We start from the raw sequence: 21,559 nt of genomic DNA on the forward strand, positions 1-21,559 counted from the left end.
GAGAATACATTGGGAGCCAAAAATGGGAACGACGCAATCCGGGATTCTCTACGGGCGGCTGCCGCTCGCGGAGTACGAAGCCAATTTCTCCGACCTCCATCCGCCACTCGACAAGCACGAAGCGCTGGTCGCGGCGGACCGCTGTTATTTCTGTCATGACGCACCCTGCATGACGGCCTGTCCCACCTCCATCGATATCCCGTTGTTCATTCGCCAGATTGCGACGGGCAATCCGATCGGCTCGGCCAAGACGATCTTCGACCAGAACATCCTTGGCGGCATGTGCGCCCGTGTCTGTCCCACCGAAACGCTCTGCGAGCAGGCCTGCGTGCGCAACACGGCGGAGGAGCGACCGGTCGAGATCGGCCGCCTGCAGCGCTATTCGACCGACATCGCGATGCGGGAGAACAAGCAGTTCTATGCGCGCGCCGCCGCTACGGGTCGCCGGATCGCCGTCGTCGGCGCCGGGCCGGCAGGACTTGCCTGCGCCCACCGCCTGGCGGTCGAAGGCCATGACGTGGTGATCTACGACGCGCGCGAAAAATCCGGCGGCCTCAACGAATACGGTATCGCCGCCTACAAGACGGTGGACGACTTTGCCCAGCGGGAGGTCGACTACGTCCTGTCGATCGGCGGCATCGAAGTGCGCCACGGCGAGGCGCTCGGCCGCGACTTCTCGCTCGCCGACCTCACCGAGGAATATGATGCCGTCTTTCTTGGTCTCGGCCTTGCCGGCGTCAATGCACTCAGGGTCGAAGGCGAAAATGCCGAAGGCGTCGAGGACGCCGTCGACTTCATCGCGGCCCTGCGCCAATCGAAGACCAAGGCGGACATCCCGGTCGGCCGGCGGGTCGTGGTGCTCGGCGGCGGCATGACCGCAATCGACGCCGCCGTCCAGGCGAAGCTGCTCGGTGCCGAGGAAGTGACGATCTGCTATCGCCGCGGCAAGGAGCACATGAACGCCTCCGAATTCGAGCAAGACCTGGCATCATCGAAGGGCGTCACCATCCGCCACTGGCTGCAGCCGAAACGCATTGCCGTGAAGGACGGCAAAGTCGCCGGCATCGAACTCGAATACACTACCCTTGAGGACGGCAAGCTGACGACGACGGGGGAAACGGGTATCATTGCCGCCGAGCAGATCTTCAAGGCGATCGGCCAGACCTTCCAGGCCTCCGGCCTCGGTGCCTTGCAGATGGAGAGCGGGCGCATCGTCGTCGATGCAGCAGGCCGCACCTCGCTCGCCAAGGTTTGGGCGGGCGGCGACTGCGTGCTCGGCGGAGAGGACCTGACGGTTTCCGCCGTCGCCATGGGACGCGATTGCGCCGAATCGATCAACCGGGCCTTCGCCGCCGACGCCCCGCTGGCGAGCGCCGTTGCTTGATAAGCAGAGCTGGATCGAGAGGACGAGAACAATGGCTGATCTTCGCAACAATTTTGTCGGCATCAAATCCCCGAACCCGTTCTGGCTCGCCTCGGCGCCGCCGACGGACAAGGCCTATAACGTCGAGCGCGCCTTCAAGGCGGGCTGGGGCGGCGTCGTCTGGAAGACGCTTGGCGAGGAAGGACCGCCGGTCGTCAACGTCAACGGCCCGCGCTATGGCGCGATCTGGGGCGCCGACCGCCGCCTGCTTGGCTTGAACAACATCGAGCTCATCACCGACCGCGACCTTTATGTGAACCTGCGCGAGATGAAGCAGGTGAAGATGAACTGGCCGGACCGGGCACTGATCGCCTCGATCATGGTGCCCTGCGTCGAGGACGCGTGGAAAGCGATCCTGCCGCTCGTCGAGGAAACCGGGGCCGACGGCATCGAGCTCAACTTCGGCTGTCCGCACGGCATGTCCGAGCGCGGCATGGGTTCCGCGGTCGGTCAGGTGCCCGAGTATATCGAGATGGTGGTGCGCTGGTGCAAACAGTACACGCGCATGCCTGTCATCACCAAGCTGACGCCGAACATCACCGACGTCCGCAAGCCGGCGCGTGCCGCCAAGGCCGGCGGAACCGACGCAGTGTCGCTGATCAACACGATCAACTCGATCACCTCGGTCAATCTCGATACCTTCTCGCCGGAGCCCTCGATCGACGGCCGGGGCAGCCATGGCGGCTATTGCGGCCCGGCGGTCAAGCCGATCGCGCTCAACATGGTCGCCGAGATCGCACGCGATCCGGAAACCTACGGCCTGCCGATCTCCGGCATCGGCGGCATCACCACCTGGCGCGATGCGGCCGAATTCCTGACGCTCGGCGCCGGCAACGTGCAGGTCTGCACGGCGGCGATGACCTACGGCTTCAAGATCGTCCAGGAAATGATCTCGGGGCTATCGGACTGGATGGACGCCAAGGGCCACAGGACGCTCGACGACATCTGCGGCCGTGCCGTGCCGAACGTCACCGATTGGCAGTATCTGAACCTCAACTACGTCAGCAAGGCGAAGATCGACCAGGACGCCTGCATCAAGTGCGGCCGCTGTCACATCGCCTGCGAGGACACCTCGCACCAGGCGATCACCCAGTTCGTCAACGGAATGCGCCATTTCGAGGTGATCGAGGAGGAATGCGTCGGCTGCAATCTCTGCGTCAACGTCTGCCCCGTCGAGAACTGCATCACCATGGAGCCGCTCGCCGCCGGCACGCTCGACAAGCGTACCGGCAAGCCGGTCGATCCGAACTACGCCAACTGGACGACGCATCCCAACAACCCGATGGCCCGCCAGGCCGCCGAGTAAGGGAAGGTCGACGCACGAGAGAAGGCCGCCGGTAACCACCGGCGGCCTTCTGCGTTTGCCGTGACCTCAGAACTCGATAACCACCTTGCCGAAGGGGCCGCGATCGAGATGCGCTAACGCCTCGCGGGCCTCGGTGAACTTGTAGCGCCTGTCGATCACCGGCTTCAGGTGCAAGCGATCGACGGCATCGACCAGGTCCTCGAGGGCGCGGCGATGTCCGACGCTGATGCCCTGCAGCACCGGCGATTTCAGCAGCAATGGCGCAACCGGGCCGGAAACCTCGAAGCCTTCGAGCACGCCGATCACCGAGATGCGTCCGTCCGGGGCGACCGCCTTCAAAGACTGGCCGAGCGCGGCGCCGCCAGCGATCTCCAGGATATGGTCGGCGCCATGGTCATCGGTGAGTGCGTAGACGCGTTCCACCCAGTCTTCGCTCAACCGGTTGATGCCGTGGTCGGCGCCAAGCGCAAGCGCCTTCTCGAGCTTTTCCCGGCTGCTTGACGTGACGATCACCTCGGCGCCGGCGGCCTTGGCAATCTGCAGCCCGAACAGTGCGACGCCGCCCGTGCCCTGAACGACGACACGGTCGCCGGGCTTCAGTTGCCCCTTCTCAATCAGCGCGAACCAGGCGGTCAGGCCGGCGCAGGGAAGTGTGCTTGCCTCAGCGGCGTCAAGGCTCTTGGGCGCGGGGACGAACCAGTCTTCCGGAAAGGCGACATATTCCGACAGGAGGCCCGGGTGCACTCCACCAAGCGTGTCATATGCAGGCGTCCTGCCGTTTCCGGGCCGTAGGCCATCGAGCCAACCGGGCGCAAAAGTCGAGATCACCCGGTCGCCGGGCTTGAAGCCGGTCACACCCTTGCCGACCGCGTCGACGACGCCGCTCATGTCCGAGGCCGGCACGAAGGGAAAGGTGAGTTCCAGGCCCATGCCGGACTCCAGTATCAGCTTGTCGCGATAGTTGAGCGACACCGCCGTCGTGCGAACAAGGACATCACGCTCGCCGATTTCCGGCACTTTGCGCTCCGCGATTTTCAGCTTGTGCGGGCCAACAGCCTCGGTGCTCCATTCCTGCATCCATTTCGACATGTTCGTTCCTTTCCTGTTGTTGCGCTGGAACGAACATAATGTTGAAGATCGATCGCCAGTTGCGATAAGAATTCCCATCATTGGTTCTTGAGCGGATACAATCGAATGGAACATCTCAACGGTATCCCGGTGTTTGTCGAGGCGGCGGAGGCGGGCGGCTTTTCTGCCGCGGCGGAGCGGCTGAACCTTTCGCGCTCCGCCGTGGGCAAGACGATCGCCCGGCTCGAGCAGAGGCTCGGCGTGCGCCTCTTCCATCGCACCACACGAGCACAGAGCCTGACCGAGGAAGGCCAGCTCTTTTACGACAGCTGCCAGAAGGCGCTCGGTGAGATCCGAACGGCCGAAGCCCTTCTCGAATCCGGGAGACAGGAAATCCGTGGCCGGTTGCGGATCTCCATGCCGGTTCTCTTCGGCAGGCAATGCGTGGCGCCACTGTTTCGCGACCTGCTGCGCAGACACCCGCATCTCGATCTCGATTTGTCCTTCAACGACCGTGTCGTCGATCTCCTCGACGAAGGCTTCGATCTCGCCGTCCGCAATGGTTCATCGGGCAACGATTCCGGGCTCATGACGCGCGCTGTCGCCGAACAGCGCATGACGGTCTGCGCCTCTCCAACCTATCTTGCGGCGCGCGGCGCGCCGCAAACCGTGGGCGAGCTCGCGGCACACACGGGGGTGGTCTATTACCGCGGCGGCCAACAGCGACCATGGTCCTTTCCTGTCGAAGGCAGGACCAGCGAGGCAATCTTACCGAATACCCGGCTGCGGCTCGACGATCTTGCGGCAATCGCGGACGCGGCTGCCGAGGGTCTCGGCCTTGCCTGGCTGCCCTGCTGGCTGGTGCGCGAGCGGGTGCAACGCGGCGAACTCGTCCGCGTGCTGACCGATCGGCCGGGTCTGGTTTTCAAGGTCCACGCCGTATGGCCCCGAACGCGGCTGCCGCTGCCAAAACTGCGCCTGGCGATCGATGCGCTTGCCGCGGGACTGCCGCGCATCATGGAATAGTTCCGCCGACTGCGCTAACGCGTTCGGCCACCTGAATATTCCTCAATTTTGAGGGAGTCCGGCTGCGGATCACAAAATTGAAACAGTTTGTGTAGAAAACGTAAGTTGTCCGTCCCAGCGATCTGGTCGATAAGGGGGAAAACCAGGAGCGGCCGGGGGCCGCCGGCAGACCCGGGCAGACTGTTTGACGATCCTTTCCGCCAATGCACGCAAGAAGATGCACCTGATCTCCGGGGGCGCGCTCGGCTCCTTCGTGCTCCTGCGTTTTTTCAACCACTCCCTTGGCCTGATCTCGATCGGAGCGATGGAAGCCGGCCGGCGAGTCTTCACGCTCATCTGGCAGAGCGTGCCCGGAACAGTTCTGCTATACGGCGCCCTGCTCCTGCATTTCCTGATGGCCCTCGACAGTCTCTATCGTCGCCAGACGCTGAGGATGCCGGTCGGCGAAGCGCTGAAGATCATCTTCGGGCTGAGCCTGCCCTTTCTGCTGATACCCCATGTGGTCGCCGCGCGCGTGGAGCCGCTGCTGACCGGAGTCGCTGCCGACTATCCCCAAATTCTGCGCGCCCTCTGGTCGACCTCGGCCGGCACGACCCGCCAGACGATCGCGCTGCTGTTCGTCTGGAGCCACGCTTGCCTCGGCGCCTGGTTCTGGATGCGCGGCCGAGACTGGTTTCCACGCTACGAATTCCTGCTCTACACCGTTGCCCTGCTCGTGCCCATCTTCGCGCTGCTCGGCTTCGTCAACGGCGCCCGCTCTCTTGGTCGCGACTATGCCGAACATGGCGGTTATGGCGACAGGGCCTATGTGAGTGAGATGCGGCCGCGGGTCGATCCTGCCCTGGCCGAGAACATCCGGCTCGCCTTCTATGCGGGCTTTGCCGGCCTCATCGGCGGGACCTTGGCGGTGCGGGCCCTACCTGCGCGCGGCCGCATCCGCGTGCGCTATCCGGACGGGCGAGTGGCCGCGGTGAGCCGCGGCTTCAGCGTGCTCGAGGCAAGCCGCGCCGCCGGCATCCCCCACGTCTCCATCTGCGGCGGCCGCGGCCGCTGCTCAACCTGCCGGGTGCGCGTCATCGAGGGTCTCGACGGCCAGCCGGCGCCGGAGACAGCGGAACGTGCCACCCTCACCCGGATCGGCGCGCCCGACAATGTGCGGCTCGCCTGCCAGTTCCGACCCACCCAGAATGTCACCGTCGTCCCGATTCTCGATACGGACAGTCTCGGCATAAAAACGCAGCTTGCCCGGCAGAACGGCGGCGGGCGCGAACGGCGCGTGGCCGTGCTCTTCTGTGACCTGCGCGATTTCACCCGGATTGCCGAGCACAAGCTGCCTTATGACACTGTGTTCCTGCTGAACCGCTACTTCGCAGTGATCGGCGAGGCGGTGGAGAGCTCCGGCGGCGTCATCGACAAATTCATCGGCGACGGGGCACTGGCGATCTTCGGGCTGAAGACACCGCTTCCGGACGCATGTCGCCAGGCGCTCGCCGCGACCGTGCGGCTATCGGCGGGCATTCGTACGCTCAACCAGACATTCGAGGGCGAACTCGAGCAGCCGCTGCGGCTCGCGATCGGCCTGCACGCCGGACCCGCCATCGTCGGCGAGATGGGCTACGGCCAGGCGACCTCCCTGACGGCGGTCGGCGACACGATCAATACGGCAAGCCGGCTGGAGGGCCTGGCCAAGGAACACGATGCCGAGCTTGCCGTTTCGGTCGAACTCGTCGAACGCGCCGGCCTCAGCCTCGAGGGCTACAGGCGCATGGACATAGGCCTGCGCGGCCGGAAAGCGACACTTGAAACGTGGATCGTCGAGGATGCCGCACGGCTTTCCGAGGTCATGCCGGCGCAGGATTAGGACTGGCCTATCCTGCTGATCCTTTTGCAGATTCCTGCCCCTCATCCCGCTGCCGCGACCTTCTCCCCGTTCCAACGCTAAGGCATATACACATCGCGCAGCGCCCATCCGTCGGCGCAGGCTCTGAAGTAGGCCAAGCCATTGAAGAAGGTGATCGGTCCGGGCGGTTTTGAGGATGCGTAGCCGTTCCAGCCGCCGAGCTTGGCGATGATCCAGGCGGCCCAGGCGAGCGAGCCCATTGGATGGGGATTGGCTTGAAGGCGGGTCTTGCCCTTGAAGCGCTGCTGCAGGGCGGTGAGCGTGTCGATCTCGCTTGGCGTGAAGACCAGGCTGGCCGACTGCCGGTCCTGACCGCTGCGGGCCTGGACGAGCTGCATGACGATGACGGCGGCCTTGGCGGCGATGGCGACGAGCTTTTCCAGCCGTGCCGCCGACTGCAGCTGGCTATCCTCGACCTTCAGGCCCTGTTGCTTCATCACCCGGAAGAACTGCTCGATCACCCAGCGTTGCTTGTACCAGGCGACGATCTGCCAGGCATCGGCGAACGTCGCCACCGCATGCGTCGTCAGGATCAGCCAGCTGAGCGGCTCGACGCCGGCGGGCGGGGAGGGCTCGACGACCTCGACCCAGCGCAGCGTCACGCCGTCCGGCAGGGCAGCCGCTTCGAGGTTTTGCGGCCGCCGGATCGTCGCCTCGCCGAAGCGCAAGGATAAGTCCGCCTGGCGCGCCGGGCGGTCGGCCCGCTCGCGCAGCTCCACCGTCCGGCTGTCGCAAAACGCCACCTCGGCGGCGGCCCGGCGCAGCGTGCCGCCGCCGCTGAGGGCATGATCGTGCATCACCCGCGACAGCAGATGGAAGCGCTCCTCGGGCAGCCGTGCCCACATCACGAAGAAGTCCCCTTCCCGATCGGTGATGGCGGTGACCCGCGTGGCGCTCGCCAGAACCGCCTTGGCGGCCTCGGCCGTCTCGACCCAGCGACGCGATTCCTTGGCGCTCAACGGCCGGCTGGCATGCGGCGGCAGCGCCTCCGTCCCGCGCGTCCACACCCGGCCGCCCACCAGCCCCAGGCAGCTGCCGGTCTCGGCATCGAGCGCCAGCATCGGATGCAGCAGCAGCCCCCAGCAATTGCCCTTCTTGATCTTGCCCAGATCGCGCCGGTTGTCCGGCGTCGTCTGAAACCGGATCTCGCTGGTGTCCTGCAGCGCCAGCACGTGTCGGCCGGCCACCGCCGCCCCGGTCGGCTCCCCCCAGCCGGCGATGATCCGCTCCACCGTCACCGCATCGTTGCCGAGAAAACGGCCGAAGCGGATTTCCTGCGAATGGCTGCCCGCCGCAAGCCGGCGCAGGCAGACCGTTTCGCGCAGCACCATGCCCTGGAGCAGCGCCGCCCCCCTTTATCGAGACGACGATCTCCAAATCCGCCCAGCGACCAGTCCTGGCCTATCTCCATCGGTGACGCTCCCGCAAATCAAAACGTCACCAAAGGAATCATACACGCCGCTCCCGCGAAATCCGATCATCACAACCGAGTCAATCCGTCGCACCACTTGTGTATATGCCCTAGCGTTCCAACGGGGAGAAGGGACTCGCCGCAAGCTCTTAGTTCCCTCGCCTATCTGCGGCGAGAGGGGACGCGCCGGCGCCGCGAGTCCCCTTCGCCCCGCGTGCGGGGAGAAGGTGGCCGGCAGGCCGGATGAGGGGCATTCCAGACACGGATAAAGCTCAGATAATCGCTACTCGCGCACCTGCAAACCGTCGACGAAGAGCCGCTCGAGAAAACGCGCCGCGTCCTCGAAGCGCCCCTCGCCGGCGTGCTCCTGGCCCAGCACCGCACGGACCTGCACGTCGAAATCGGCATAATGCTGCGTCGTCGACCAGATGGCGAAGATCAGGTGATAGGGATCGCAATTGGCGATCTTGCCGGCCTTCGCCCAGGCGCGGATGACCTCTGCCTTCTCGTCGACCAATTGCTTCAGCGGGCCTTTCAGCTCGTCCTCGATATGCGGGGCGCCCTGCAGCACCTCATTGGCGAACAACCGGCTTTCGCGCGGGAAGTCGCGCGCCATTTCGAGCTTGCGGCGGATGTAGCTGCGGATCTCGGCGACCGGATTGCCTTCGGCATTGAATTCGCGCAACGGATCGAGCCAGGTATCGAGGACGCGGTCGATCAGCGCGCGGTGCATGGCTTCCTTGGTGCGGAAGTAATAGAGCAGGTTCGGCTTCGACATGCCCGCCACTTCGGCGATCTGGTCGATGGTCGAGCCGCGGAAGCCGCTTGCCGAAAAGACCTCGAGCGCCGCTTCGAGAATCCTCTCTTCCTTCTCCTCCTGGATACGAGTGCGCCTCTGGGTTTTCGCCGCTCTTGGAAGTACCATCTCGCCCCCTGCCAATGCCCGCACGCTCGGGTGTCGTGGAGCACCTATGCCCAAAAATCGGACCCGCCATTTATTTGGGCAACAAACTGGTTTTTTTCTTTTTCCCGCTTGAGTGCCGCTACGGAAGTTGTAATGTTTACCAACCGGTCAAATTATCAGTCAGATTGTCGGCAAAGGCAACGGCTGATCGAAGGGCACCAAGACAAAGCCCCGATTTGGCCGACGGGAACATGAGGGCTATCCCCCGGGGAGGGTCTAGCCGGAAAAAGAGGAGAACGCCATGGCTGCACCTGGCGAGAATAGGCGCGTCAATGCCGACCGCCTGTGGGATTCGTTGATGGAAATGGCGAAGATCGGCCCCGGCGTTGCCGGCGGCAACAACCGCCAGACCTTGACGGACGCCGATGGCGAAGGCCGCCGGCTTTTCCAGTCCTGGTGCGACAAGGCCGGCCTTGCCATGGGCGTCGACAAGATGGGCACCATGTTCATGACCCGCCCCGGCACCGATCCGGATGCGCTGCCCGTCCATATCGGCTCCCATCTCGACACGCAGCCGACCGGCGGCAAGTATGACGGCGTGCTCGGCGTCTTGAGCGGCCTCGAAGTGGTGCGCACGCTGAACGACTTGGGCATCAAGACCAGGCACCCGATCGTCGTCACCAACTGGACCAATGAGGAAGGCGCACGCTTCGCGCCGGCCATGCTCGCCTCCGGTGTCTTTGCCGGCGTCCACACGCTCGACTACGCCTATGCCCGCAAGGACCCGGAGGGAAAGGCATTCGGCGACGAGTTGAAACGCATCGGCTGGGTCGGCGACGAGGAAGTCGGCGCCCGCAAGATGCACGCCTATTTCGAATATCACATCGAGCAGGGACCGATCCTCGAGGCTGAAAACAAGCAGATCGGCGTCGTCACCCACTGTCAGGGCCTGTGGTGGCTGGAGTTCACGCTGACCGGCAAGGAGGCCCATACCGGCTCGACGCCGATGAACATGCGCGTCAATGCCGGCCTCGCCATGGCCCGCATCGTCGAAATGGTCCAGACCGTCGCGATGGAGAGCCAGCCGGGCGCCGTCGGCGGCGTCGGCCAGATGTTCTTCTCGCCGAATTCGCGGAACGTGCTGCCGGGCAAGGTCGTTTTCACCGTCGACATCCGCTCCCCCGACCAGGCCAAGCTCGACGGCATGCGCGCCCGGATCGAGGCCGAGGCGCCGAAGATCGCCGAGGCACTCGGCGTCGGCTGTTCGATCGAGGCGGTCGGCCATTTCGATCCCGTCACCTTCGATCCGAAGCTGGTCGCCACCGTGCGCGGCGCGGCCGAGAAGCTCGGCTACAGCCACATGAACCTCATCTCCGGCGCCGGGCACGACGCCTGCTGGGCAGCTAAGGTCGCACCGACCACGATGATCATGTGCCCCTGCGTCGATGGACTCAGCCACAACGAGGCGGAGGACATTTCCAAGGAATGGGCCGCCGCAGGCGCCGACGTCCTCTTCCACGCCGTTCTCGAAACGGCAGAGGTTGTCGAGTGACATTTCACGGGGCGGGACGAAAGTTCCGCCCTTTTTCCTGGCGGCTCCGCATCCGCCGAATGGACCATTGCGAGGGAACCAACCAATGAGCACCGTTATCAAGGGTGGAACGATCGTTACTGCCGACCTGACCTACAAGGCGGACGTGAAGGTCGAAGGCGGCAAGATCGTCGAGATCGGCCCCAACCTTTCCGGCGACCAGACGCTCGATGCGACCGGCTGCTACATCATGCCGGGCGGCATCGATCCGCACACCCATCTCGAAATGCCCTTCATGGGCACCTATTCCTCGGACGATTTCGAGAGCGGCACGCGCGCCGCCCTTGCCGGCGGCACGACCATGGTCGTCGATTTCGCGCTCCCCTCGCCCGGCCAGTCGCTGCTCGAAGCGCTGACCATGTGGGACAACAAGTCGACCCGCGCCAATTGCGACTACTCCTTCCACATGGCGATCACCTGGTGGAGCGAGCAGGTCTTCAACGAGATGGAGACGATCGTCAAGGACAAGGGCATCAACACCTTCAAGCACTTCATGGCCTATAAGGGCGCGCTGATGGTGGACGACGACGAGATGTTCTCGTCCTTCCAGCGCTGCGCGGCGCTCGGCGCCCTGCCGCTGGTCCACGCCGAAAACGGCGACGTCGTCGCCCAGCTTCAGGCGAAGCTGCTGGCCGAAGGCAATAGCGGCCCGGAGGCGCACGCCTATTCGCGGCCGGCCGAGGTCGAGGGCGAAGCCACCAATCGCGCCATCATGATCGCCGACATGGCGGGCTGTCCCGTCTATGTCGTCCACACCTCCTGCGAGCAGGCGCATGAAGCGATCCGGCGCGCCCGCGCCAAGGGCATGCGCGTCTTCGGCGAGCCGCTGATCCAGCACCTGACGCTCGACGAGACGGAATATTTCAACAAGGACTGGGACCATGCGGCGCGCCGGGTGATGTCGCCGCCCTTCCGCAACAAGCTGCATCAGGACAGCCTCTGGGCGGGGCTTGCCTCCGGTTCGCTGCAGGTGGTGGCGACCGACCACTGTGCCTTCACGACGGCGCAAAAGCGCTCGGGCGTCGGCGACTTCACCAAGATTCCGAACGGCACCGGCGGGCTTGAGGACCGCATGCCGATGCTCTGGACCTACGGCGTCAATACCGGCCGCATCACGATGAACGAATTCGTCGCGGTGACGTCGACCAACATCGCCAAGATCCTCAACATCTATCCGAAGAAGGGCGCGATCCTCGTCGGCGCCGATGCGGATCTCGTCGTCTGGGATCCGAAGCGCTCGAAGACGATCGCGGCGAACACCCAGCAATCGGCGATTGACTACAACGTCTTCGAGGGCAAGACGGTCACCGGCCTGCCGCGCTTCACCCTGACGCGCGGCGTCGTCGCGATCGAAGAAGGGGCCGTGAAGACGCAGGAAGGCCATGGCGAATTCGTCCGGCGCGACCCCTTCCCGGCAGTCAGTTCAGCACTTACGACCTGGAAGGAAGTCACTGCGCCGCGCGCCGTGCAGCGCACCGGCATTCCGGCAACCGGCGTCTGACGGAATTCAGATGCTGCATTCGTCATCCGCCATCTGTGAGAGGATCGGCCGACACCAGCCCGTCCAGGTCCGGCAGCAGCACGACGCTTTCCTGCTCCTTTGGATCCGTCCGGGCGATGACTGCCGTACACGGACTGTCGGAAAGGTTGGCGGGCATGTGCGGAACGCCGGCCGGGATGTAGAGCATTTCCCCGGCCTTGACGATCACATGCTCTCCGAGCCGGTCGCCGAACCAGGTGTGGGCCTCGCCGGAAAGCACGTAGATCGCCGTCTCGTGGCTCTCGTGGAGATGCGCCTTGGCGCGCGCCCCGGGCGGCATGGTGAGCAGATGCATGCAGATGCCGGTCGAGCCCACCGTCTCCGCGGCAATGCCTTCGAAATAGTCGAGCCCTTGCTTGCCGGCATAGCTGCTGCCCGGTCGCACGACGCGACAGCCAGGATTGGATGATCGAGACATGAGCGTTCTCCAGAATTCGCTGAAAAACCTTGACAAAGAGCCTTCTGCGGCAAATCCGCGATTGCATGTTGCCGGCCCGGATAGCAGTCTGGCACAGACAAATGACAATGAGAATCCATCCATGACATCCAATCCCGCCTCCGTGGTCTCGGCCCGAAATCTCGGCCTGACGTTTCAGACCAGCGACGGGCCGGTCAATGCGCTGACGGGCGTCAATCTCGATGTGGCCAAAGGCGATTTCGTTTCCTTCATCGGCCCTTCCGGCTGCGGCAAGACGACCTTTCTGCGCATCATCGCCGACCTCGAGAAGCCGACCGCCGGCACGATCGCCGTCAACGGCATGACGCCGGAGGAAGCCCGCCACAATCGCGCCTACGGCTACGTCTTCCAGGCGGCAGCGCTCTATCCCTGGCGAACGATCGAGAAGAACATCGCGCTGCCGCTCGAGATCATGGGCTACGCCCGGGACGAGCAGAAGACGCGCATCGAAAGGACCCTGGAACTCGTCAACCTGACGGGCTTTGGCAAGAAATACCCCTGGCAGCTCTCCGGCGGCATGCAGCAGCGGGCCTCGATCGCCCGCGCGCTCGCCTTCGACGCCGATCTGCTGCTGATGGACGAACCCTTCGGCGCCCTCGACGAGATCGTCCGCGACCACCTGAACGAGCAGCTCCTGAAGCTTTGGGCGCAGACAAACAAGACGATCTGTTTCGTCACTCACTCGATCCCGGAAGCCGTCTATCTCTCGACCAAGATCGTCGTGATGAGTCCGCGCCCCGGCCGCGTCACCGACATCATCGAGTCGACGCTACCGAGGGAACGGCCGCTCGGCATCCGCGAGACGCCGGAATTTTTGGAGATCGCCCACCGGGTGCGCGAGGGGCTGAGGGCGGGACATAGCTATGATGAATAGCTGTTTGTCTGATTTGGCCGCTCCGCGATCGCGGCGGGGAAGAACCCCTCCCCAACCCCTCCCCACAAGGGGGACGGGCTTGGCCGTGTATGCCGCTCGGTTGAGTTCCAAAGACGCCTACATGTTCCTAACGATCCGCGAACACGTCGCCTCGTTACTCAGGGACCCCTCCCCTTCGAACCAGGCGCCACTCGGGACCGGAGGCGCCGATGCATAAGCCAAGCTTCGTCCGCGACAAGCTGCTGCCGATCAGCACCGTCGTCACGCTTCTGATCGTCGTCTGGTATGTCGCCGCCATCTTCCTGAACGCGCCCTTCGAGCGCGACACGGCGGCGCGCGCCGGTACCGAGATCGCCTTCTCCGACATCGTCAAGAACACGATGGCACAGGAAAGGCCGGTGCTGCCGGCACCGCACCAGGTGGTTGCCGAGATCTGGGACACGACCGTCAACAGGGCGATCACCTCGAAGCGCAGCCTCGTCTATCACGCCTGGATCACGCTTTCCGCCACCCTGCTCGGCTTCGGCATCGGTGCGGCACTCGGCGTGCTTCTCGCCGTCGGCATCGTTCACAACCGCGCCATGGACCGCTCGCTGATGCCCTGGGTGATCGCCAGCCAGACGATACCGATCCTGGCGATCGCGCCGATGATCATCGTCGTCTTGAATGCCATCGGCATTGCCGGCCTGCTGCCGAAGGCGCTGATCTCCACCTATCTGTCGTTCTTCCCGGTGGTGGTCGGCATGGTCAAGGGCCTGCGCAGTCCCGAAACAATCCAGCTCGACCTGATGCACACCTATAATGCCTCGCCGGTCCAGACCTTCTGGAAGCTGCGCTGGCCCTCCTCCATGCCCTATCTCTTCACCTCGCTGAAGGTCGCCGTCGCCATTTCCCTCGTCGGTGCCATTGTCGGCGAACTGCCGACCGGTGCCGTGGCCGGGCTCGGCGCACGGCTGCTCGCCGGCTCCTATTACGGCCAGACCGTGCAGATCTGGGCAGCGCTGTTCATGGCCGCGGCACTCGCCGCCGTCCTCGTCATGATCGTCGGCTTCGCGCACTCCGCCGTCCTGAAGCGCATGGGAGCCAAGCCATGAACCTTGCCGCTCTCGCCGGCGCCATCCTGTTCTGGCTCGTCGCCTGGGCCTTCAACGAATGGCTGGTCCGTCAGCATTTTACAAACCGCACGCTGGGCAACGCCGCGCGCTTCGCGGTGCCGCTCCTCTTCGGCGTGACGATCCTCGTCCTGTGGGAAGGCATCGTCCGCGGCTTCGGCATTCCTTCGGTGCTGCTGCCGGCACCGTCGATGATCTGGGCACGGCTCATCAATTCGGTACCGACACTCGCCGCAGATTTCCGCCAGACCTTCCTGAAATCCGTGCTGACCGGCTATGCGCTCGGCTGCGGGCTCGGTTTCGTCGTGGCGATCCTCATCGACCGCTCTCCTTTCCTGCAGAAAGGACTGCTGCCGCTCGGCAATTTCGTCTCCGCCCTCCCCGTCATCGGTGTCGCGCCGATCATGGTCATGTGGTTCGGCTTCGACTGGCAATCGAAGGTTGCCGTCGTCGTCATCATGACCTTCTTCCCGATGCTGGTGAACACAGTGTCGGGCCTTGCCACTGCCAGCCACATGGAGCGCGACCTGATGCGCACCTATGCCGCCAGTTGGTGGCAGACGCTCGTCAAGCTGCGGCTGCCCGCCGCCTGGCCTTTCATCTTCAATGCACTGAAGATCAACTCCACGCTGGCGCTGATCGGCGCGATCGTGGCCGAGTTTTTCGGAACCCCCATTGTCGGCATGGGTTTCCGGATCTCCACGGAAGTGGGGCGCATGAACGTCGACATGGTCTGGGCCGAAATCGCCGTCGCGGCGGTGGCTGGCTCCGCCTTCTACGGGATGGTTGCGCTCGTCGAGCGGGCCGTCACCTTCTGGCATCCGTCCATCCGCAGTGGCCGGGGCTGAAAAATGAAGCAATGATAAGAGGGAACTGACATGAACAAGAAACTTGCATCTCTGCTGGCAGCGGGCGTCTTTTCGCTTGCCGCCTTTCATGCCAATGCCGCCGACAAGGTCACGCTGCAGCTGAAATGGGTCACGCAGGCCCAGTTCGCCGGCTACTACGTCGCCAAGGACAAGGGCTTCTACGAGGAAGAGGGCCTCGACGTCGAGATCAAGCCGGGCGGCCCGGACATTGCCCCGGCCCAGGTGATCGCCGGCGGCGGCGCCGACGTCATCGTTGACTGGATGCCGTCCGCACTCGCCACGCGCGAAAAGGGCGTGGCGCTCGTCAACATCGCCCAGCCCTTCAAGAAATCCGGCATGATGCTCACCTGTCTGAAGGAGTCCGGCGTGAAGTCCCCCGAGGACTTCAAGGGCAAGACGCTCGGCGTCTGGTTCTTCGGCAACGAGTATCCGTTCCTCTCCTGGATGTCGCATCTGAAGATCCCGACCGATGGCGGGCCGAATGGCGTGACCGTCCTGAAGCAGGGCTTCAACGTCGATCCGCTGATCCAGAAACAGGCCGCCTGCATCTCGACGATGACCTACAACGAGTACTGGCAGGTCATCGATGCCGGCATCAAGCCGGAGGATCTCGTCACCTTCAAATACGAGGACCAGGGCGTCGCCACGCTCGAGGACGGTCTCTACGTGCTTGAGGACAAGCTCAAGGATCCGGCCTTCAAGGAAAGGATGGTCAAGTTCGTCCGCGCCTCGATGAAGGGCTGGAAATATGCCGAGGAGAACCCGGACGAGGCAGCCGATCTCGTGCTCGAGAACGACTCGACCGGCGCCCAGACCGAGAAGCACCAGAAGCGCATGATGGGCGAGATCGCCAAGCTGACGGCGGGTTCGAACGGCGCACTCGATGAGGCCGACTTCAAGCGCACCGTCCAGTCACTGCTCGCCGGCGGTTCCGATCCGGTCATCTCCAAGGAGCCGGAAGGCGCCTGGACTCATGACGTCACGGACGCTGCGCTGAAATAACTCGTCGCATGTGACGAAACGAGGAGCGCGCGGCAGTATGCCGCGCGCTTTTTGGCAACTCGTTCCGGTTGTTAAGCTTGCATTTAGCTCGCGCCACTATAGCCTCACGAAAGACCGCAGACAAAATATTGAGGCACCATCGCTTCCCGGCTCTTGTAAGCATTTGCTACCGCGCTTACATAGCCCGGAACGTTTGACTGGAGAGAGGGCGGAGGGAGGAACCGGTTTTCGTTGAAATCGTTTCCTTGAGCAAATTTCTCCCGTGCCGACGCCTTCGGTTTGAGACCTGGGGCCGTAGTTACGATTGCGTGGATCGCGAACGGCCCGACGATACCGGGTCGAACACGCGGGAACAGCAGGATTGCAGCCGGATCTCCGCCCTTGATGGATGGTGATGCGGCATGATTAATTTGTGTCAGGACGATAGGCCGATGGCTCAGAAACTCCTTCCTCTTCTCGGTGTATGTGCAGCGATGACGCTTGGCGCATTTTCAGGCGTCTCGGCCGAGGACGCCGCAAAACCGCAGCCATCTCAGACACTGCCCTCGATCGTCGTTACGGAAGCGGTCGAACGCAAGATCAGCGACCGCATCCTTGCCACCGGCTCGATCGAGGCGGTCGAGGAAACCTATGTCGCACCGCTCGTCGACGGCCTCTCCATCCGCTCGTTGAATGTCGATGTCGGTGACCGGGTCCAAGAAGGCAGCACGCTTGCCGTCCTCAACGACGACGCGCTGCTCCTGCAGAAGAGCCAGTTCGAGGCCAATCTCGCCAAGGCAGAGGCCTCGCTCGCGCAGCTCAACGCCCAGCTTGCCGAAGCGACGGCGAATTCCGAAGAGGCGACGCGCGTCGCCGATCGCGCCGTGCGGCTTTCGGAAAACGGCACTGTCTCGACCGCCGAGGCGGACCGCCTGAAAGCACTCGCCGCTGCCACGCGCGCCCGCCTCCGCTCGGCCGAACAATCGGTTGGCGTTGCGAAAGCCGACATCAAGGTTGTCCAGACGCAGATCGACGATATCGACCTCAGGCTTGCCCGCACCGAGGTCAAGGCGCCGGTCAGCGGCGTGATCTCCGCCAAGAACGCCAAAGTCGGCGCGATTGCCAGCGGCAATGGCGAGCCGCTCTTCGCGATGATCCGCGACGGGGCGATCGAGATGAAGGCCGATGTCGCCGAGGCGGACATCATCAAGCTTGCCGTCGGCCAAACGGCGACGGTCAATCTTGCCGGCAGCAATGCGACGGTCGATGGCAAGATCCGGCTGATCGCGCCGACCGTCGATCCTGACACGCGTCTCGGCAAGGTCCACATCACGCTTGCCGATACGACCGAGGCGCGCGCCGGCATGTACGCGAGCGCGGTGGTCACCGTCGAAGAGAAGCAGACGGTCGTTTTGCCGCAAACCGCTGTTACATCGGAAGATGGCAAGACCATAGTCCGCAAGGTCGAAAACGGCATCGTGCACTTGGTCCCGGTCGAGACAGGCATCCAGGACGGACAGTTCGTCGAAATCCTTTCCGGCCTCAAGCCGGGCGAGCAGGCCGTGGCAAAGGCCGGCGCCTATGTGCGTGACGGCGACCGGATCAATCCGGTCAAGTCCGACCAGCCGATAACCAATTGACGGGAACAAGAGGCCATGAACTTCTCCGCCTGGTCCATCCGCAATCCGGTCGCGCCGATCCTGGCGTTTTTCGTGCTGGTCGTGCTCGGCTGGCAGTCATTCAATTCGCTGCCGATCACCCGCTTCCCGAACATCGACGTGCCGATCGTCTCGATCGTGGTCACCCAGAGCGGCGCTGCGCCTGCCGAACTCGAGACCCAGGTCACCAAGGAAATCGAGGACGCGGTCGCCGGCATTTCCGGCGTCGACCATATCGAGTCGACGATAACCGACGGCACGTCCACCACCGCCGTCATCTTCCGCATGGAAGTGCCCACCCAACAGGCGGTCCAGGATGTCAAGGACGCGATCGACCGCATTCGCGGCGATCTGCCGACCTCGATCGATGAACCGATCGTCTCCAAGGTCGATGTCGAGGGTCAGGCGATCCAGACTTTCTCGATCTCCTCGCCCGGCATGACACTGGAGGAGCTCTCCTGGTTCGTCGACGACACGGTCAAGCGCGCCATCCAGGGCCAGAGCGGTATCGGCCGCGTCGACCGCTACGGCGGGTCCGATCGCGAAGTCCGCATCGAGCTCGATGAAGATCGCCTGAACTCCTTCGGAATCACCGCCGCCGACGTCAACGGCCAGCTCCGCCGCATGAACATGGATCTCGGCTCGGGCCGCGGTCAGGTCGGCGGCAGCGAACAGGCGATCCGTACGCTCGGCGACGCACGCGATGTTTCCCATCTCGCCAATACGATGATTTCGCTTCCGAACGGACGCTTCGTTCGTCTGTCGGAGCTCGGCAAGGTCACCGATACCTACGAGGAGCCGAAGTCCTTCTCGCGCTTCAACGGCCATCCCGGCGTCACCTTCGCGGTATTCCGCGCCAAGGGCGCGAGCGAAGTCAGCGTCGCCGAAACGGTTGCCAAGACGCTCGACGAAATCCGCGCCAAGCACCCGGAAGTCACCATCGAGATGGTCGACGATTCGGTCTACTACACCTACGGCAACTACGAAGCGGCAATTCACACGCTGATCGAGGGTGCGCTGCTCGCCGTCGTCGTCGTGATGCTGTTCCTGCGCAACTGGCGCGCCACGCTGATCTCGGCCGTTGCCCTGCCGCTCTCGGCCATCCCGACCTTCTGGGTCATGGAACTCCTCGGCTTCTCGCTGAACCTCGTCAGCTTCCTGGCGATGACGCTCGCGACCGGTATCCTCGTCGACGACGCGATCGTCGAGATCGAGAACATCGAACGGCATATCCGCATGGGCAAGTCGCCCTACAAGGCGGCGATCGAGGCGGCGGACGAGATCGGCCTAGCCGTCATCGCAACCACCTTCACGATCATCGCCGTTTTCGTGCCCGTCTCCTTCATGCCGGGCATCCCGGGACAGTACTTCATCCAGTTCGGTCTGACGGTCGCCGTCTCGGTGTTCTTCTCGCTCCTCGTCGCCCGCCTGATCACGCCTGTCATGGCCGCCTATCTGATGAAGCCGACGGACGTCGGCGGCGGACATCATGGCGACGACGACAGCGCCATCATGCAGTTCTATACGCGCCTCGTGCGCTTCACCACGAAGCGCTGGTACACGCGCTATTCGACGCTGCTTGCGGCAATCGTGCTCTCGGTCGGCTCAGTGATCGCGCTCATGGTCTTCGTGCCGGGCAGCTTCCTGCCGCCGGAGGACAATTCGCGCGTCAGCCTGTCGATCGAATTGCCGCCGGATGCGATGCTCGAGGACACCGACCGGACGACGACGGAGATCTATAACCGCATCAAGGATATCGATGGCGTCGAGAACGTCTTCGTGCTTGGCGGCGCCTCCCCGAAGGGCGATCTGGAACTGCGCCGCGCCGCCGTCACCGTGCTTCTCGAGAAGCTCGATCATTCGCTCGTCAACAAGGTTGTCAACGACGTGATCGGCCGGACGCCGCTGATCGGTGAATATCTGCCGAAGCTGCCGCCGGCGGGCCGCATCAAGCCGCAGTCGCAGATCGAAAAGGAAATCCTCGCCAAGCTTCGATCGATCCCGGACGTCCGCGTCACCAAGCTCAACGATCGCGGTGAGCGCGACCTGTCGTTCAACCTGCTTTCCAGCAACGAAGCAGATCTTGACCAGGCGGTGGCCATTCTTGAAGCAAGCCTGCGCAAGGACCCGCTGCTCGCCAATGTCAGCCCCGACGGTGCCCTGCCCCGGCCGGAACTGCAGATCCGCCCGCGGGACGAGCAGATGTCCCGTCTCGGCATCACGACCGCGCAGATATCCGAAGTCATTCGGGTAGCCACGATCGGCGATATCGACGCGCTGCTCACCAAGATTGCGCTGGACGGGCGCCTGATCCCGATCCGGGTCCAGCTCGATCGCGATTTCCGCACCGATCTGGCAGCTATCCGCAACCTGAAGGTCCAGACAGCCTCCGGTGCCACGGTCCCGCTGTCGAGCGTCGCGGACATCAACTATGCGGAAGGACCGAGCTCCATCAAGCGCTACGACCGCTACCGTGTTGTGAAGCTCGGCGCCGATCTGCCCGCTGGTGTAGCCCTCGACACGGCTTCCGCCCGCTTCAAGGAGATCGCCGCGCAAGCCGAGCTGCCGGCTACGGTTCAGTTCATCGAGAGCGGCGATGCCGAGGTTCAGGCGGAGATGCAGCAGAGCTTCGGCAACGCCATGCTGCTCGGTCTGATGATGGTGCTGGTGGTGCTCATTCTGCTGTTCAAGGATGTCATCCAGCCCTTCACCATCCTGTTCTCGCTGCCGCTGGCGATCGGCGGCGTGGCTGCAGCACTCATCCTCACGCAGAACGCGCTCTCGATGCCCGTGCTGATCGGCATCCTGATGCTGATGGGCATCGTTACCAAGAACGCCATCCTGCTCGTCGACTTCGGCATCGAGATGATGCACCATGGCATGGACCGGACGCTGGCGATGGTCGAAGCGGGCCGCAAACGCGCCCGTCCGATCGTCATGACCTCGATCGCCATGTCGGCGGGCATGTTGCCTTCCGCGCTCGGCGTCGGCGAAGGCGGCTCGTTCCGCGCCCCGATGGCGATCGCCGTCATCGGCGGCATCATCGTCTCGACGGTGCTCAGCCTCGTCGTCGTGCCTTCATTCTTCCTGATCATGGACGACCTGTCGCGTCTTCTCGCCTGGATCTTCGGCCGCATGGTCGGTAAGAAGGAGGAGGAAGATCTGCCGCTCGACCGCGAGGCGCTCAGCAAGCTCGCCGCCGAACAGGGCACCACGATCGAGAGCCTCGAGGAACGCATCAAGACGCTGGAGGCGGAGCGGCGCGGCAAGTCCGACCGCAAGGTCATCAGCCATCCGGCGCTCGCCGCCGAATAAGCGTCTCCTTGAGAAACAGCGCTGCTGCAGGGTTCGAATGAAGGACGGGCAGCAGCGCCTTTTTCGCGAAGTTGTTTGATGCGGGTCAATTCATGACCCGCGAGAAACCGCTAGCTTGATCACG

General features: G+C 63.8%; 16 protein-coding genes. 12 read left to right on the forward strand and 4 right to left on the reverse strand.

The genetic code is table 11. From position 1 onward, the window contains the following. Positions 1-22 precede the first annotated feature (22 nt). Positions 23-1,384, forward strand: a complete 1,362-nt coding sequence (locus NGR_RS23535; protein WP_012708991.1) for an NAD(P)-dependent oxidoreductase — start codon at positions 23-25, stop codon at positions 1,382-1,384. A 31-nt stretch (positions 1,385-1,415) separates the two neighbouring features. Then, on the forward strand, positions 1,416-2,729 hold the full coding sequence (gene preA / locus NGR_RS23540; protein ID WP_012708992.1) for an NAD-dependent dihydropyrimidine dehydrogenase subunit PreA: 1,314 nt from the start codon (positions 1,416-1,418) through the stop codon (positions 2,727-2,729). 66 nt (positions 2,730-2,795) lie between these two features. Here the strand turns inward: preA and NGR_RS23545 are convergent, their stop codons facing one another. Further along, positions 2,796-3,818 carry a zinc-dependent alcohol dehydrogenase family protein gene (locus NGR_RS23545; RefSeq protein WP_164924441.1) on the reverse strand — a complete coding sequence of 341 codons (1,023 nt, stop codon included), beginning with the start codon at positions 3,816-3,818 and terminating at the stop codon, positions 2,796-2,798. Positions 3,819-3,923: 105 nt separating this feature from the next. Between NGR_RS23545 and NGR_RS23550 the strand changes: the two genes are divergently transcribed. After that, positions 3,924-4,823 (forward strand): LysR substrate-binding domain-containing protein, encoded by a 900-nt coding sequence (locus tag NGR_RS23550; protein WP_012708994.1) that lies wholly within the window; start codon positions 3,924-3,926, stop codon positions 4,821-4,823. A gap of 184 nt (positions 4,824-5,007) precedes the next feature. Beyond that, positions 5,008-6,684 carry an adenylate/guanylate cyclase domain-containing protein gene (locus NGR_RS23555; protein ID WP_012708995.1) on the forward strand — a complete coding sequence of 559 codons (1,677 nt, stop codon included), beginning with the start codon at positions 5,008-5,010 and terminating at the stop codon, positions 6,682-6,684. A gap of 77 nt (positions 6,685-6,761) precedes the next feature. On the opposite strand, the gene NGR_RS23560 is transcribed toward NGR_RS23555, so the two are convergent. Further along, a complete protein-coding gene (locus NGR_RS23560) occupies positions 6,762-8,054 on the reverse strand; it encodes an IS4 family transposase (RefSeq protein WP_012708996.1) in 1,293 nt (430 codons plus the stop codon). A gap of 363 nt (positions 8,055-8,417) precedes the next feature. Next, positions 8,418-9,059, reverse strand: a complete 642-nt coding sequence (gene rutR / locus NGR_RS23565; protein WP_012708997.1) for an HTH-type transcriptional regulator RutR — start codon at positions 9,057-9,059, stop codon at positions 8,418-8,420. Positions 9,060-9,339: 280 nt separating this feature from the next. Here rutR and NGR_RS23570 point away from each other — a divergent pair, with 280 nt between their 5' ends. Beyond that, entirely contained in the window at positions 9,340-10,590 is a 1,251-nt protein-coding gene (locus NGR_RS23570; RefSeq protein WP_012708998.1) for a Zn-dependent hydrolase, read from the forward strand. 85 nt (positions 10,591-10,675) lie between these two features. Next, positions 10,676-12,130: a dihydropyrimidinase gene (gene hydA / locus NGR_RS23575; RefSeq protein WP_012708999.1), complete on the forward strand. Its 1,455-nt coding sequence runs from the start codon at positions 10,676-10,678 to the stop codon at positions 12,128-12,130. A gap of 22 nt (positions 12,131-12,152) precedes the next feature. Here the strand turns inward: hydA and NGR_RS23580 are convergent, their stop codons facing one another. Further along, positions 12,153-12,587: a cupin domain-containing protein gene (locus tag NGR_RS23580; RefSeq protein ID WP_164924442.1), complete on the reverse strand. Its 435-nt coding sequence runs from the start codon at positions 12,585-12,587 to the stop codon at positions 12,153-12,155. A 121-nt stretch (positions 12,588-12,708) separates the two neighbouring features. Here NGR_RS23580 and NGR_RS23585 point away from each other — a divergent pair, with 121 nt between their 5' ends. From NGR_RS23585 to NGR_RS23610, 6 genes are all read left to right on the forward strand, one after another. Further along, entirely contained in the window at positions 12,709-13,500 is a 792-nt protein-coding gene (locus NGR_RS23585; RefSeq protein ID WP_164924443.1) for an ABC transporter ATP-binding protein, read from the forward strand. A 209-nt stretch (positions 13,501-13,709) separates the two neighbouring features. Then, positions 13,710-14,594, forward strand: a complete 885-nt coding sequence (locus NGR_RS23590; protein ID WP_012709002.1) for an ABC transporter permease — start codon at positions 13,710-13,712, stop codon at positions 14,592-14,594. Next, positions 14,591-15,460 carry an ABC transporter permease gene (locus NGR_RS23595; RefSeq protein ID WP_012709003.1) on the forward strand — a complete coding sequence of 290 codons (870 nt, stop codon included), beginning with the start codon at positions 14,591-14,593 and terminating at the stop codon, positions 15,458-15,460. Before NGR_RS23590 ends, NGR_RS23595 begins: the two co-directional genes overlap by 4 nt. A gap of 30 nt (positions 15,461-15,490) precedes the next feature. Then, positions 15,491-16,483: an ABC transporter substrate-binding protein gene (locus tag NGR_RS23600; RefSeq protein ID WP_012709004.1), complete on the forward strand. Its 993-nt coding sequence runs from the start codon at positions 15,491-15,493 to the stop codon at positions 16,481-16,483. A 431-nt stretch (positions 16,484-16,914) separates the two neighbouring features. Further along, positions 16,915-18,102, forward strand: a complete 1,188-nt coding sequence (locus NGR_RS23605) for an efflux RND transporter periplasmic adaptor subunit (RefSeq protein WP_012709005.1) — start codon at positions 16,915-16,917, stop codon at positions 18,100-18,102. Positions 18,103-18,117: 15 nt separating this feature from the next. Beyond that, positions 18,118-21,435 (forward strand): efflux RND transporter permease subunit, encoded by a 3,318-nt coding sequence (locus tag NGR_RS23610; RefSeq protein WP_012709006.1) that lies wholly within the window; start codon positions 18,118-18,120, stop codon positions 21,433-21,435. Positions 21,436-21,559 lie beyond the last annotated feature (124 nt).

The sequence above is a fragment of the Sinorhizobium fredii NGR234 genome, from assembly GCF_000018545.1.
In the GTDB taxonomy this organism is placed as follows: domain Bacteria; phylum Pseudomonadota; class Alphaproteobacteria; order Rhizobiales; family Rhizobiaceae; genus Sinorhizobium; species Sinorhizobium fredii_A.